We start from the raw sequence: 14,182 nt of genomic DNA on the forward strand, positions 1-14,182 counted from the left end.
ACTACGTCAGCTGGATGTCGTCGATGTCGAAGTGGCGGGCGGCCAACTCCTTGGCGGTCTCGATGTTCGTACCGTCAGCACCGATCGCGACGCCCTTGTCCTCGTGGGCGACTTCCGCGTACGCGACCGTCGTGTCGTTCTCGCTGACCGTGACGTTGTAGACCGCCGCCGGCGAGAGCGCGTTCGCCACGAACCCCTCGGCTGTCGGGGCATCCTCGACGAGCACCACGCTGCGCCCGAGCGTCGCTTCAAGCGCGTCGACGCGGCTCCCGCCGTCGCCGATGGCGGCCCCCATCTCGCCCGCAGTGACGACGTACACCACCCGGTCGTCGTCGGGCAGGCAATCGACGGCCGTCGCGTCGGTCTCCGTCTCGAAGACGGCGATGAGCTGGCGCGCCTCATCTGAGAGCCGGATGGTCATCAGTCCGACGTCTGTGTCGCGCCCATCCGGAGGTCAACGTCACCAGTTCCGAGCCGAACCGGCTTCCCGACGATCACGTTCTCGATGACGCCGTCGAGGTCGTCGCTCTCGCCGTGGATCGCCGCGTCCAGGAGGTGGTTCACCGTCACCTCGAAGGCGGCCCGCGCGAGCACGGAGTTCTTGTTCCCCGAGATGCCGTGGCGGCCGATCGACTCGATGGTGCCGTCGTTGGTCATGATGTCGGCGACCAACATCAGGTGGCGGATGTTCACGTCGTCGAGGCCCTGCTCTTCGAGGGTGGTCATCGTCTCGTTGATGATCGCCTCCCGAGCGGCCTCGATGCCGAGGGTCTTGTGCACCTCGTGGATGTTGTTACACGACGTGCGCGTGGCGTCGACGCCCTCGATCTTGAGCGCCTTCTTGAACGCCGACCCCTCGGTGTAGAGGACGAACTCCTCGCCGCGGTCGGTTTCTTCGCGCCGAATCACGACCCGGGACACCTCCTCGATGCCCTTGAACACGATGTCCCGGAGCTGCTCGACCAGCTGCAGGAGCTCCCGGTACGACGGCTCGCTCGGTCCGAACTCCAGGATCGTTCCGTCCTGGGTCACCGTCACACCGAGGTTCCCCTCGATCGTCTCCGCGACCTCCCCCGCGATCTGCGTCGTGGAGTCAACCCGCGGCCACCGCTCCTGGAGCGTGTCCTCGTTGAGGTCGATGCGAACGACCATGTCCGCGACGTTCGTGGAGATGTCGCCCAGCGCGAGGATCTTCGTAGCCTCGATCTTCCAGACGACCTCGTGGGCGCGCTCGCGCTCCTCGGCGTACTCGTCCTCCAAGTACACCTCCATCACCGGCGTGTCCGGCGTCTTCCGGGCGTCCACGAGCTCGATGAGCCGCGGCAGCCCCTGTGTCACGTCCATCTCCGCGACGCCCGCGTAGTGGAACGTGTTCATCGTCATCTGCGTCCCCGGCTCCCCGATGGACTGTGCGCTCACCGTCCCCACTGGGTCGAGCGGGTCGACGCGCGTGTCCAAATATTGGGCCTCAACCGCGGTGGCGATCTCGTTCGCCTGGGACTTCGTGACCCCGCGCTCCTCGGCGGTCGCGAGCACCTCGTCTTTCAGCCGCCGTGGCAACTCGGTGTCCTCGATCACGTCGTGGACGCCGTCCGTCACGTCGAACTCAGTCATCCGATTCCACCTCCCAGGCGGCGCCGTGCTCGGAGAGGTTCGTCGGCGGCTCCTCGACCTCCAGGAACTCGGCCTTCTGGGTGTCGCTGTCGAACTCCGAGTTCAGGATGCGGTCGGCGACGTGCTCGACGTCGATGTCGACCTCCTCGTTGGAGGACACCTGCACCGGACTGGTGCCGTCCTCCCCGAACTCGAACTGCACGATCGTGTCGCTGGTGTCCCGCACGGTGCCGTCGTACTGCGTCTCCAGCTCCGACAGCGCGTTGATCAGCCGGCGCTGCAGGTAGCCGGACTTCGACGTCCGGACTGCCGTGTCAACCAGCCCCTCGCGGCCCCCCATCGCGTGGAAGAAGAACTCCTTCGGGGTCAGCCCGCTGGTGTAGGAGTTCTCCACGAAGCCATGGGCCTCACTGGAGAGGTCGTTGGGCGCGAAATGGGAGAGCGTGCGGTCCTCGTAGCCGCGGTTGATGCGCTCGCCACGAACCGCCTGCTGGCCGACACACCCCGCCATCTGCGTGAGGTTCAACATCGACCCACGCGCGCCGGAGTTCGCCATCACGACCGCGGGGTTGTCCTCGTCGAAGTTCTCCTCGGCGACGTCCCCCGCGGAGTCCCGAGCCTTTCCGAGCGTCTGCATGATCTTCATCTCCAGGGTCTCGTCGACCGTGCGGCCGGGCAGGCTCTCTAGGTCCCCGTTCTCGTAGGTCTCGATGAGTTCCTGCACGCGGTCGTACGCCGACTGGATCGCCTCGTCGATGCGCTCGCGGGCCTCCGTCGACACCGTCTCGTCGTCGATGCCGATCGAGAACCCGAAGTGCATGATCGACCGCATCGCCAGCGACGCGACCTCGTTGATGAAGATGCGGGCGCGCGTGTTCCCGTGGACTTTCGTGATGGTGTCCACGATCTCACTGCCGTACTCCCCGACCTCGTCGTCGGCGATGGTGCCCTCCAAGAGCTGGCCGTCCTCGATGACGACGGTGTCACCGGTCGTGCCGGTGAACTCAAGCGAGAGGTCGTCGGGCAGCAACTCGGAGAAGATCTGGTGGCCGGTCCAGTACTGGTCGCCGTCCTCGTCGGTGCCGGCGGCCGCCGGCAGCTCGTCGATCCGGGTCTGCCGGAGCAGGTCCGACGCCTGCGTCTCGTTGAACCGCGGATTGTCGTTCGTGAGCAGGTACGTCCCGGAGATGTGGTCCTGGATCGCGCCGATGATGTTCTCCCCGAACCGCGGGGAGAGGATCTGCTCTTGGACGCGCATCAGCACGCGCGCCTCGGCCCGCGCCTCCTCGTTCTGGAGGGCGTGCATGTTCATCTCGTCGCCGTCGAAGTCGGCGTTGTACGGCGGACAGACGACCGTATTCAGGCGGAACGTCTTGTACGGCATCACCACGACCTCGTGGGCCATGATCGACATCCGGTGCAGCGACGGCTGCCGGTTGAAGATGATGATGTCGCCGTCGATGAGGTGGCGCTGGACCTCCCAGCCGGGCTCGACGCGCTCGGCGAGCTCCTCACACACCTTCTCGGTGACGCGCACGCGACGGCCGTCGGGCCGGGTGACGTAGTTCGCGCCCGGATGCCCCTCGGGGCCGTTCCGGACGTAGCGTCGGGCGCGCTCGAGGTTCTGCTCGTTGACGACCATCGTCTGTGTCATCTCCGTCGCCACCCGATCCGGCACCCCGACCTCGTTCAGCGACAGCGTGGGGTCCGGCGAGATGACGGTCCGGGCGGAGAAGTTCACGCGTTTCCCCGAGAGGCTGCCGCGGAACCGCCCCTCTTTGCCCTTGAGGCGCTGGGATAGCGTCTTCAGCGGGCGGCCGGACCGGTGTCGCGCCGGCGGCGTCCCGCTGATCTCGTTGTCCATGAACGTCGTGACGTGGTACTGCAACAGCTCCCAGAGGTCCTCGATGATGAGCTGTGGCGCACCCGCCTCGCGGTTCTCCATGAACCGCTGGTTGATGCGGATGATGTCCACCAGCTTGTGCGTGAGGTCGTCCTCGCTGCGCTGGCCGTTGTCAAGCGTGATCGACGGTCGCGCCGTCACCGGCGGCACCGGTAGCACCGTCAGGATCATCCACTCGGGCCGACTGCGGTCCGAGTTCACGCCCAGCGCTTCGAGGTCCTCGCCGGGGATGTCCTCGAACCAGTCCCGGATGTCCGACGGCATCAGCTTGTTCATGTCCTCGGTGGTGAGGTCCGCGCCGATGGCCGTCTCGATGGCCTCACGGTCCTCGCGGCGCGGCCGGAACTCCCCGGAGAGGATCTCGTTGATCCGGCTGATGTCGATGTCGGTCTGCTCGGCGAGCTCCTGGGGGCTCACGCCAGCGTCGTCCTCGTCCTCGTCGGGCTGCATCGACGCCGCGATGCGCTCGCTGTAATCCGACGCCAACACCTGCTGGACCTCGTAGTACGTCGTCGGCTTCTCGTGTTTGACGTCGTACTGGACCTCCCCGCAGTGCGGGCAGTGGTCTTTCTTGCGGGCCTCACGGATCGCCGCCGTCATCACGTCAGAGACGTCCTGGCGGAGGCTCCGCGTCCGATCGAGGTTCTCCCGGTACTCGTCTTTCTCCTCCTCGGTGAGCAGCAGGCTCGCGCACTCCCGACACGTCCCACGCAGGAGCCGGCGGATGAGCTTCGAGAACCCCACGTGAATCACCGGGGCCGCGAGCTCGATGTGGCCGAAGTGGCCGTTGCAGCCGCCCGAGCGCTGCCCACACGTCTTGCACTCCAGGCCCGGATCGATGACGCCCAGCCGGGGGTCCATCAGCCCCATGTCGATCGGGAAGCCGTCGTCGTCGTACGTGTCCGCCGTGATGACTTTCGTGGCGGACATGTCGCGGTACTCCTCTGGGTCCATCAGCCCGAAGCTGATTTCGCCGATTTCCTTGGGGGCTTGTCCTGCACTCATTACACTGCCTCCTCCAGTTCCAGGCGCGGCGCGATGCCGAGCGCCTTCATCTCGTCGAGTAGAAGCTTGAATGCGTAACTCATCTCGATGCTGTGTACGTCGGTCTCCTCCTCGCAGTTCGGACAGTACACCCGGCGCTGCTCGTAGTTCTCCACGGCCGTCATGCCGCAGTTCCCACACACGTGGATCTCCTCGCGGTCCGAGGAATCAAGCAGGCGCTCTTTGAGCACCATCGCCGCGCCGTGCCCGATGACGGTGTCACGCTCCATCTCACCGACCCGCAGTCCGCCCTCGCGGGCGCGACCCTCGGTGGGTTGTCGGGTCAGCACCTGCACCGGCCCCTTCGACCGGGCGTGGAGCTTGTTCGACACCATGTGGTAGAGCTTGTGGTAGAAGATCGTCCCCACGAAGATCTCGGCCTCGATTTTCTCCCCGGACACCCCGGAGTACATGACCTCCTTGCCGGAGGATTTGAAGCCGCGGTCTTCGAGCGTGCCACGGATCTCGTCCTCGCCCTCGCCAGTGAACGGCGTGCCGTCGACGGACCGCCCGTCCAGCGACCCCGCCTTCCCGCCGAGCATCTCCAGCACGTGGCCGACCGTCATCCGCGACGGCAACGCGTGGGGGTTCAACACGAGGTCCGGCACCACGCCTTCCTGCGTGAACGGCATGTCCTCCTGGGGCGCGAGGTGGCCGACGACGCCCTTCTGGCCGTGTCGGCTCGCGAACTTGTCGCCGAGTTCCGGGATGCGCTCGTCGCGCACGGAGACTTTCGCGAGCTTCGAGCCGTCCTCGCCCTCCATCAGCGTCACCGTGTCGACGACGCCGTCCTCGCCCGACCGCATCGTCACCGACGTCTCGCGGCGCTTCTGCGGGCTCAGCCCGCCCATGTCCTCGGGTTCTTCGAGGAACCGCGGCGGACTCGTCTTCCCCAACAGCACCGACGAATCGTCGACTTTCGTCTCGGGGTTCACCAGGCCGTCGTCGTCGAGGTGCGTGTACGCGTCCTCACCGCGTGCGCCCCGCACGTCGTCGCCGGGGATCTCGAAGCGGTCTTCCTGGCCGCCAGGGTAGCGGCGCTCCTCGCCCTCGTACGTGCGGAAGAAATGCGACCGGGAGAGCGCGCGCTCCACGGACCCCTTGTTCATGACCAGGGCGTCCTCGATGTTGAACCCCTCGTAGGACATCACGGCGACGACGAAGTTCTGGCCCGCCGGCCGGTCGTCGTAGCCGATCTGCTCGGTCGTCTGGGTGTTCACCATCGCCTTCTGCGGGTAATGCAGGAGGTGTTGGCGGGTGTCCGGCCGGATGCGGTAGTTCGCCGCCGGCAGCCCCAGACTCTGTTTCATCATCCCCGCCCCCATCGTAATCCGGGGGCTGGCGTTGTGCTCGGGGTACGGGATCATCCCCGCACCGATCCCGAAGATGAGCTGCGGGTCGATTTCGAGGTGCGTGTGGTCGGCCGTGAGCTCCTCCTCCTCGACGCCCACGAGGATGTCCTCTTCCTCCTCGGCGTCGATGAACTCGACTTTCCCAGCCTCAACGAGGTCCTCGAAGTCGATGTCGCCGTTCTTGACGGCCTCCACTTCCTCCTGGGTGACCACCGGCTCGCCGTTCTCCACGACCAGCAACGGCCGGCGCGCCCGGCCAGCGTCCGCGTTCACGATGACCTCACCGGTGCGGTCCCTGACCGAGACGTTCACCATCTCGGAGACCTCACCGCGGCGGCGCGCCTCCCGGATCTGTTCTGCTAACTCTTCGGGGTTCTCGTGTGTTCCAACCAGACTCCCGTTGACGTAGACTTTGGCTTCGCGTTCCGTACTCATGTTAGTCGTCCGCGGACGTCGTCGATGTCGTTTCCATGCTGATGCCGGGGATTCCCTCCACACCCATCGAGGACAGCTCCTGTTTGAGGTCCCGCTCGTCGTCGACGTCCTGTGAGAGCTCCATCGCCTGCGCGAAGTTCTTCACCAGCCCACAGTTCGGGCCTTCCGGCGTCTCGGACGGACAGATGCGCCCCCACTGGGTGGCGTGTAGGTCCCGCGCTTCGAAGTGCGGCTGGGAGCGGCTGAGCGGACTGCGCAGGCGGCGCAGGTGGCTGAGCACACCCATGAAGTCGGTGCGGTCGACGAGCTGACTCACGCCGGACCGCCCACCAACCCAGTTCCCGGTCGCAATCGGGTGTTCGAGGCGCTCGGTCAACACGTCGGACCGAACCACCGTGTTCACCGTGAGTTCGCGGTTCCGCATGTTCGCGCGCTCCAGCTGGTATTTCACGTCACGCGCGAGCTTGTTCAGCGCCGTTCGGAACAGGTCTTTCATCAGGTCTCCGGAGACCTTCAGGCGCTTGTTCGCGTAGTGGTCCTTGTCGTCGGCCTCGCGGCGGCCGAGCGCCAACTCGAAGCACGCCTCGGCCATCCGGCAGAGGTAGTACGCCTTGTTGATGCGTGTCTCCTCTTCCTCGACGCCGTCCTCGTGGAGGTGTGGGAGGAGATAGCGGTCGATGACGTAGTTCGCGCGCTTGAGCTGGTAGTTCTTTCCCTGCCCGGAGGCGACGCGCTGGCCCAGGTCCTCGATGGCTTCCTCCTGGGTCTGGACGTCGGCTTCCTCCAGGTTCTCCAGCATGAACTTCACGATCTCGGGGTCCTCGCTGACCCGGTGGACGATCTCCTCGTCGGACTCCAACCCGAGCGCGCGCACGAGCGTTACGAAGCTGATCGACCCGGAGACTGACGGGAACGACACCTCAAGCAGGCCCTCGCGGTTGCGCTCGACGAGCACGAGCGCGCGGTAGCCGCGGCGCTGGCTGAACGTCTTCGCCACCTGAATTTCGTCGCCGTACTTGGAGTCGTACTCGGCGAGGATCTTGTTCGGCGCGAGGTCCTCGCTGGTCATCAACACGCGCTCGCTGCCGTTGATGATGAAATACCCCCCGGGGTCGGCCGGGTCCTCACCGATCTCGATGAGTTCCTCGTCGCTGAACCCGGAAATGTTGCATTTGTCCGAGCCCACCATGATGGGCATCCGACCGACCTTCGTTTCGGTCGTGTCGAGGACACGCTCCTCTTCTTCCTCGCCACCACGCACGATGCTCATCTCCATGAACACGGGCGCCGAGTACGTGATGTTCCGCAGCCGCGCTTCCTGTGGGTACAGCAGCTCCTCGCTGCCGTCGGCCTCCCTGACGCGGGGCGTGACGGCTCGAACGTCACCGAGCTCAACCCACACCGGCTCTTCGTCCTCTTTGTCGCCGATGTCCGTCTCGATGCGTTCTTTCTCGGTGACGACATCCTGCATGCCGTGTTCGAGGAACGCGTTGTACGAGCGGAAGTGGTGTTCGGCGAGGCGTTCTTTCGAGAAGTACGATTCGGACAGTTCGCGTTTGTCTTCCTGTAGCATCTATTCGATCACCAGTCGGTACACGACGGCTTCGTCTGTGGTTCGCGAGTCCCGAACGATCTCCACGACGTCCCCGATTTCGGCGTTGTCGGGCAGCGCTGGATCCTTGTATTTGATCTTCGGAAGCTCCGTGCGGTCGATGTCGTAGTCCGCAAGCACTCCGTCGAGTGTCTCCTCATCGAGGACGGTGTGCTCGGGTACGAGTTCGTGTTGGCTTACGTCTACCATGGGTGCACCTGCGTGGGGGGAGAACTGACTCTCACGAGATACTACAGGCCAGTTGCTGCCCACAGCATTTAAGCCTTGTCAACCACGGGGCGCGCGAACGGCGACACGACAGCGATACACACACAGCCCGCGATTGGAAAGTCTTAATACTATACCCCGGATACGAATGAGTGCAGCCAGCCCGGATGGTGTAGTGGCCCATCATACAACCCTGTCACGGTTGTGACGCGGGTTCAAATCCCGCTCCGGGCGCTTTCTCCGTTCCGCTACTCGAACAGCGCCGCGTCCGTTCCCAACCCCTCCTGTCTCGATCCACGCCAACCGACGGGACCAGGCCGGGCTAGCGGTCGCCGGCGAACCGGCCCGTGATGTCGTATTCATTGCCGGTGAGAACGAACGCCACGTCCTCGATGACGCCGCCCAGCTCCGGCACGATACGCAGCAGCGCCAGCGTCAACACGACGAGCACCACGACAGACAGCGACTGCGCAAGCACGCGATCCGCGAACAGATACGACACCCGGTTGGGGTTGTCCGTCGGGAACAACGCAAACACCACGCCTTCGATAACATCCCCGCCGAACCACTGGTTGCCGTGTGCGATCGCGATGAACACGACACGCACCAGGTTCATGCCGTAGATCAGCGGGATCGCCACCCCCAGTGCGCGCAGCCTGCGCCGCATCGGCGCGTCGACGGCCGCCACGAGCCCGCCGACGATGCTCATGCTTCCGATCCCCGTACACGCCAGTAGCACTGTCGTGGGGAACCCCCAGGGTTCGCCGGTCACGACGTTCGTCCCGTGGAACGCGAACTTCGCAGGGTAGCCGTGGTAGCTCGTGGCGACCTCGATCGCCGGGTGGTAGCCGAGTTGGCCCATGATCCACGCGGCGTGGTGTGTCGTCGTGAGGATCGCCCACCGCCGCAGCGGCTCGATCGTCTGGAACGGAATGTAGAGCAGCCCCATGACCGCGATCGCGCGGGTCAGTGTCGCCAGCGACTTCCGGCCGCTGGCCACGAGGTACGCCGTGTAGAGGCACGCGGGCACGGCCGCTGCAGCGAGTGCGCCCTCGATGAGTGACTGCTGCACGAACAGGAAGTGTTCGATGAGCAGGCCCCAGAACAGCCCGAACACGGCCCACGCGCCGACGGCGGCGTACCGCCGCAACGCCTCGTGGTCGTCGCTGGCCGCGTCGATCAGGGCGCTCGTTGCGAACGCCGCGACGACAACCCATGCGAGCGCGTCTGTCGCTGCAGTCATGGTTGCTGGTCCGAGCGAAACACGCCCCGTCTATAGGCGTGTTGGTGTCTGTGGGTGGCCAGTCGCTGCGGTCGTCTCGTCATCGACCATTATCATAACTTGGCTTATACATAGCTTTTTCTACAGGCATCCATATCTCAGTTATACGACCTTTCATAACGTATCACGATGGATGCTGAATAATTCCAATTCTACACCATCTCAATAAAATCAACATTTATATATTGTTAGGTTGTTGTCCGGGATTATGATGGGAAACAGCCACATGGATTCCCGCGCGCTGAAAGCGTTAATTATGACGGCCGTCGTCTGCCTGTCGGCCGTCGCGGCTGCTGGCGTCGTGTCCGCAGACAACGGCCTGAAAGTCACTGTTTCAGACGTGACCGTCTCTGATGACGAGCCTGAGACTGGTGACACGATTACTGTCACGCCGACCGTGCGCCACTCCAGTTCCAGCGATGGAGCGTTCGAGATCACGCAAGTGACCCTCTCCGGCGACGGCGGAAACCTGGCAAAGGTCAGTGATTTGGGAACGATCGCCGGCGGCGAGTCGATCGACGTGCCGCTTCGCACGTCCTTCGACTCAGCTGGTGACAAAGAACTCACAGTCACCGTTCGCGGTGTCCAGACCGACAGTGACGGGGTCACCCGCAGCATCGATTCCGTCGACTACCCGGTGTACGTCTCGGTCTCGGAGCCGTCCTCGTCGTCACCACCCGAACCTCGCCTTCAGATCGACGCGCAGTCCGCGGTCGCGGGCACCGACACGCCGGTCACCGTTACGGTCTCGAACGGCGAAGAGGACCCGCTCACGGACCTGTCGCTCGACCTCGAAGCGACCAACCAGAACCTCGACACTGAGACGCGCCTGAAGCCGGTGCTCGGCACCGAGAACATCACCCAGTTCGAATTCGATATCCGGCCCGAACGCACCGGGACGATCGACCTCAAGGCATCGCTTGAAACCAGCGACGCCGCAGTCAACACGTCGAAATCCATCGACGTCGATGCGCTCCGAACCGACGTCCGCGTCGACGCAACAGTCATCGAAGAGAACGACTCGAAGTTCCTCCAGTATCGCCTCATCAACCTCGGTAACGCAGCCGTCAACGACGTGACCACGGTCGGCACCGACGACGTCGGTCCGGCACCCGCGGCCGCGTTCGGGACCGTCGACGCCGCCCACTCACAGACGGTGACTGTTCCCACTACGCTGGACGCCGACACCACGCTCTCGCTTCACACTGAGTACCAGGTCGGCGGGGAGTCCTACGACAGCTCGCAGTCCGTCCAGGTCTCCAGCTCCTCGATGTCGATCGCACCAGCCACGGCCCAGCCGAACCAGTCGGCACAGCAGTTCTCGCTGACGCCCGGCTCTATCACTTCGCTGTCCGGCTCTGTCGCCGCGCTTCTCGTGTTGGGATCGCTGGGCGGGCTTGGCGTGATCGCGTTCCGCCGGTTCCGCGACGGCGAATAACCGCTCCTCCTGTTTTCTGCCGTCCTGTTCCGTGTCCCGCTACTCCGTCGCGTACAAGAACACGGCACACGCCGCCAGCACGGCTTCGGCTGCCTTCGAAATCACGGCCGTCGTATTGAGTGTGTTGCCCATGTAGAAGGCGTCCACGCTGAACCCCTGGAACACGAACAACGAGACGATCGTGGTGAGCGCGTACGCCGCCGCCACGAGATACAGCGCCTCGCGCCAGTAGCTGCTCACGTAGACGGCGCCGCCAGCCAGGAACCCGACGCCGTTCAACACGAACAGGATCGCCAACTGCTGGTTCAACCCAGCGATCTGATTGCCCAACTGGAGATGGATGACCCCTGTGACGATCGCCGCCAGCAGTGCGAGGTAGCCGACCGCGTGTGTCGGGAGTGCGATGATCGACGCCGCCTCCCGGCTCGCCGTGCGTGATTGCTGTGACATACCCACAACGTGTTGCCCGTTCTATGTAATAGTTTGTGCGCCACGTAGCACGCACGAGCAGGGTTACGCCACTAACACCGCTTCGAGATACGCGTGGGTCGCTTCCCGCACCGGCGTCAGGTCAGTCGTCATCGTGACTCGGCGTGTGAACACGCCGGTCAACAGCGTCGAGATGAACGACGCCACTTGCGTCGGATCGACGTCGCGGAACTCTCCCGCGTCCACGCCACGCTGGATGATCTCCGCGATGTGCTCCTGTTGGATCCGGTCGATCGTCGTGATCTGTTCGCGGTAGTCGTCGTCGTGGACTGCCTGCGCGCGGATCTGAATGAACGCCCGGATCGTCCCATCCGTCGGCGGCGACAACGCCGTGGCATCCGATCCGGCGTGGTGTCCGAACACCACCTCGTCGATGAACCGTCGCAGCTGCTGGAGAGGATCCTCGTCGTCGGACTGAACGATCCGGTACCGAAGCTCCTCGACGACGTAATCGACGAGCGCGAGCAACAGCGTGTCTTTCTCCGCGTAGTGATGGTAGACCGACGCCTTCTGCAGGCCGACCTCCTCGGCGATCCGATTCATCGACAGCCCAGCGTAGCCGTCCCGCTGGAGCACGAGAAACGCCGCCCGGAGGATCTCCTCGCGTGTGTCTTCTGGAGGCCCCGCAAAGGGACTATCGCCGTTCATACTGATAGTTACGAGAGTAGTATTTTGAAGGTGCTGATTACCGACCCCCACGTTCGCCCCTGCCCTCGTCGCTGTCAGGTCTGTTCTCTGTCGGGTTGCCGTCCGCTCCGTCGTTGTGGCCGACTGTCGGCGGGGTTCCGAGCGCCCAAAGTATTTACCCACCCGACTGCGTCCTCTAGATATCCCCTCTCACGGACGACCGCGCCCGTCCGCTGCGGCTCCACAGATGGACACGATCAAATAACAGGGCCGCGAACCACCGCACTAGATCGGGTGGCGCACCTGGAGACGCTCTCATCCATGACACGCACTCCCTCGCTCACGACGACACTGCGCGCGACCGCCGTTTCCATTCTCGTCGTGGCTGTCGTCTGCACGCCGGCCGCTGTGACAGCGGCTGCGGCCACGGATCACGCCCCGACAGCGGCCGCCGGCGCGCCCCCGGAATCGCCTTCGAACAGCACCGACGACGCTGGCTGGCAACACACCGAGCACACACGGCCCGCGGGAGACATCGTTTCGCTCTCACTGACACTGCCCGACCGCATTCCCAACGATCACCCCGTCTATATTCACGTCGGCGGCGCCGATGCCGGTTTCCTTGATGTCGTTCGCGCCGTCGACACTGACGCCGACGGCACGATCACCCTCGGAATCAACACCAGGACACTCGGGACCAGTACGAGTCTCAGCCCGACGAACACCGAGAACGTCTATTACAGCGGTGGTGACACCGTCACAAGCGGCGTTCACGGACGCCTCGGCGGCGACCCCGGGCCGCGGTTCGTCGGCCCCGACGGCACCCAGGTCGACGGATTCGCCGACTACCTGGCCACGGTGGGGCTGATCCGGAGCGCCGACCGCGAGCGGCCGACAGCCCAACTCACTCGCCCCCTCCAGCCCGGCACGTACACCGTGACGGCGACCACCAACCGAACCATCAGCGCGCAGGCACGCACCGACGGCGCGACGACCGCACTCACGTCGTCACCGGCCGACGGCGGATTCGACACCGCGACGGTCTCACTGACAACCCCGGGCGTCCACAACATCACGGTGAACACGGCCCCCGCCGGCGCGGCAGACGCGGCTCCGAACGCGACCGCGCTCGCGGCGTCGATGACCGACCAGCGACCGCCCACGACGACCGACCGGGTTGTGATCGCGGCCAACGCGACCGGAATCTACGGCCATCTGGCAGCCATCGCGGGCGGGCCGGACGCGCTCGCCTCGGGTGTCGCCCCGAGTACCCTCTCCACACTCGAAGCCCGAACCGGCGAAGGCGTCCAGTTCGCGGTCGAGGCCACCAACAGCCCTGTCGTCAAGGGCCCGGACTCACCGCCCGGCATCGAGTCCCCACTCGAAATCCTCGACCTATCCGGTGCGGATCCGGCCGCGGCCTCAGTGTACGCCAACGCGTCACGCGGGCGACTGTACGTCGTTGTCGATCCACAGGCGGTTGCTGACTTCCAACCATCCAGCGGGACCGACTTCCAGAACCTCTCGGCGTCGCTCACCTACGAGACCGACCCCGCCGACGCGTTCCAGTTCGACCGTGGGGACAACAACATCCAGACGTATTACCGCAGCCTCCTGGGTGGCGCTGGCGGAGACATAACGATCCCGGCGTTCCCCTATCTGGCTCCCGGCACCAACGAGACCGCCAGCGACGACTTCCAGGTCGTGACGCCACGCACGCGCTTCGATCTCCGAGCCGACAGTGGTGACGGGCGGCTGCTCACACGCGCACAGCCGACACGCGTCTCGGGTGTGACGAACCTCGCGCCGGGAACCGAGGCGACGGTTCGCGTCTCGTTCGCCGAATCGAACGGATCGTTCGGCTACATTCAGCGGTCCACTGCGACCGTGGCCGCCAACGGCACGTTTACCGGCACTGTCGATCTCCCGGTTCCAACCGTCGGGGAGACGGTGACACTGACGATGTTCGTTGCCGACGATACGGTTGCGCACACGACGGCGACGGTCACCGACCCGACACGCACGACCACGGCAGCCACGACGACGCCCGAGACGCAGTCCGAAACGACGACCACGTCGCGCGAAACCGGCGGTCCAACGCCGGGGTTCACGGCCGTGGGCGCACTCGTGGCGGTTGTCATCGTGTTCGCTGGTGTGGGCCTGCGCCGCCGCGAGTAAC

General features: G+C 64.8%; 11 protein-coding genes and 1 tRNA gene. 3 read left to right on the forward strand and 9 right to left on the reverse strand.

Features of this window, described 5'->3' with window-relative positions; all coding sequences use genetic code 11:
* Position 1 precedes the first annotated feature (1 nt).
* Genes APQ99_RS04805 through APQ99_RS12735 form a run of 6 tightly spaced genes read right to left on the reverse strand, consistent with a single transcriptional unit; the run spans position 2 to position 8,149 of the window.
* The gene (locus APQ99_RS04805; RefSeq protein WP_010903994.1) at positions 2-421 is read right to left on the reverse strand and encodes a NusA-like transcription termination signal-binding factor; all 420 of its coding nucleotides are present in this window, start codon (positions 419-421) and stop codon (positions 2-4) included.
* Positions 421-1,614: a DNA-directed RNA polymerase subunit A'' gene (rpoA2, locus tag APQ99_RS04810; RefSeq protein ID WP_136361011.1), complete on the reverse strand. Its 1,194-nt coding sequence runs from the start codon at positions 1,612-1,614 to the stop codon at positions 421-423. The genes APQ99_RS04805 and rpoA2 overlap by 1 nt, the downstream gene beginning before the upstream one ends.
* A complete protein-coding gene (locus APQ99_RS04815) occupies positions 1,607-4,522 on the reverse strand; it encodes a DNA-directed RNA polymerase subunit A' (RefSeq protein WP_010903996.1) in 2,916 nt (971 codons plus the stop codon). Before APQ99_RS04815 ends, rpoA2 begins: the two co-directional genes overlap by 8 nt.
* Positions 4,522-6,348, reverse strand: a complete 1,827-nt coding sequence (rpoB, locus tag APQ99_RS04820) for a DNA-directed RNA polymerase subunit B (protein ID WP_136361012.1) — start codon at positions 6,346-6,348, stop codon at positions 4,522-4,524. Before rpoB ends, APQ99_RS04815 begins: the two co-directional genes overlap by 1 nt.
* Position 6,349: 1 nt before the next feature.
* Complete coding sequence (locus tag APQ99_RS04825; RefSeq protein WP_010903998.1) at positions 6,350-7,921, reverse strand: DNA-directed RNA polymerase subunit B''; 1,572 nt, start codon at positions 7,919-7,921, stop codon at positions 6,350-6,352.
* Complete coding sequence (locus APQ99_RS12735; protein ID WP_010903999.1) at positions 7,922-8,149, reverse strand: DNA-directed RNA polymerase subunit H; 228 nt, start codon at positions 8,147-8,149, stop codon at positions 7,922-7,924.
* Positions 8,150-8,328: 179 nt separating this feature from the next.
* Between APQ99_RS12735 and APQ99_RS04830 the strand changes: the two genes are divergently transcribed.
* A tRNA-Asp gene (locus APQ99_RS04830) sits at positions 8,329-8,401 on the forward strand.
* Positions 8,402-8,489: 88 nt separating this feature from the next.
* Here the strand turns inward: APQ99_RS04830 and artA are convergent.
* Positions 8,490-9,410, reverse strand: coding sequence for an archaeosortase A (gene artA, locus APQ99_RS04835; protein ID WP_136361013.1), 921 nt, complete (start codon positions 9,408-9,410; stop codon positions 8,490-8,492).
* A 247-nt stretch (positions 9,411-9,657) separates the two neighbouring features.
* On the opposite strand from artA, the gene APQ99_RS04840 reads away from it, so the two are divergent.
* A complete protein-coding gene (locus APQ99_RS04840; protein ID WP_136361014.1) occupies positions 9,658-10,887 on the forward strand; it encodes a transglutaminase in 1,230 nt (409 codons plus the stop codon).
* A gap of 39 nt (positions 10,888-10,926) precedes the next feature.
* Here APQ99_RS04840 and APQ99_RS04845 read toward each other — a convergent pair whose 3' ends face one another.
* Both APQ99_RS04845 and APQ99_RS04850 read right to left on the reverse strand, forming a co-directional pair.
* Positions 10,927-11,337 (reverse strand): DUF7475 family protein, encoded by a 411-nt coding sequence (locus tag APQ99_RS04845; RefSeq protein ID WP_136361015.1) that lies wholly within the window; start codon positions 11,335-11,337, stop codon positions 10,927-10,929.
* A gap of 63 nt (positions 11,338-11,400) precedes the next feature.
* Positions 11,401-12,024, reverse strand: coding sequence for a TetR/AcrR family transcriptional regulator (locus APQ99_RS04850; protein WP_136361016.1), 624 nt, complete (start codon positions 12,022-12,024; stop codon positions 11,401-11,403).
* Positions 12,025-12,324: 300 nt separating this feature from the next.
* Between APQ99_RS04850 and APQ99_RS04855 the strand changes: the two genes are divergently transcribed.
* On the forward strand, positions 12,325-14,181 hold the full coding sequence (locus APQ99_RS04855; protein WP_136361017.1) for a BGTF surface domain-containing protein: 1,857 nt from the start codon (positions 12,325-12,327) through the stop codon (positions 14,179-14,181).
* Position 14,182: the final 1 nt, after the last annotated feature.

The sequence above is a fragment of the Halobacterium salinarum DSM 3754 genome (genome assembly GCF_008124605.1).
In the GTDB taxonomy this organism is placed as follows: domain Archaea; phylum Halobacteriota; class Halobacteria; order Halobacteriales; family Halobacteriaceae; genus Halobacterium; species Halobacterium salinarum.

Excerpts from the sequence above, each read along its gene's own strand:
- APQ99_RS04805 (WP_010903994.1), bottom strand. The coding sequence starts at position 421 with ATGACCATCCGGCTCTCAGATGAGGCGCGCCAGCTCATCGCCGTCTTC.
- APQ99_RS04840 (WP_136361014.1), top strand. The coding sequence starts at position 9,658 with ATGATGGGAAACAGCCACATGGATTCCCGCGCGCTGAAAGCGTTAATT.
- rpoA2 (WP_136361011.1), bottom strand. The coding sequence starts at position 1,614 with ATGACTGAGTTCGACGTGACGGACGGCGTCCACGACGTGATCGAGGAC.
- APQ99_RS12735 (WP_010903999.1), bottom strand. The coding sequence starts at position 8,149 with ATGGTAGACGTAAGCCAACACGAACTCGTACCCGAGCACACCGTCCTC.
- rpoB (WP_136361012.1), bottom strand. The coding sequence starts at position 6,348 with ATGAGTACGGAACGCGAAGCCAAAGTCTACGTCAACGGGAGTCTGGTT.
- APQ99_RS04855 (WP_136361017.1), top strand. The coding sequence starts at position 12,325 with ATGACACGCACTCCCTCGCTCACGACGACACTGCGCGCGACCGCCGTT.
- APQ99_RS04845 (WP_136361015.1), bottom strand. The coding sequence starts at position 11,337 with ATGTCACAGCAATCACGCACGGCGAGCCGGGAGGCGGCGTCGATCATC.
- APQ99_RS04850 (WP_136361016.1), bottom strand. The coding sequence starts at position 12,024 with ATGAACGGCGATAGTCCCTTTGCGGGGCCTCCAGAAGACACACGCGAG.
- APQ99_RS04825 (WP_010903998.1), bottom strand. The coding sequence starts at position 7,921 with ATGCTACAGGAAGACAAACGCGAACTGTCCGAATCGTACTTCTCGAAA.
- APQ99_RS04815 (WP_010903996.1), bottom strand. The coding sequence starts at position 4,522 with ATGAGTGCAGGACAAGCCCCCAAGGAAATCGGCGAAATCAGCTTCGGG.
- artA (WP_136361013.1), bottom strand. The coding sequence starts at position 9,410 with ATGACTGCAGCGACAGACGCGCTCGCATGGGTTGTCGTCGCGGCGTTC.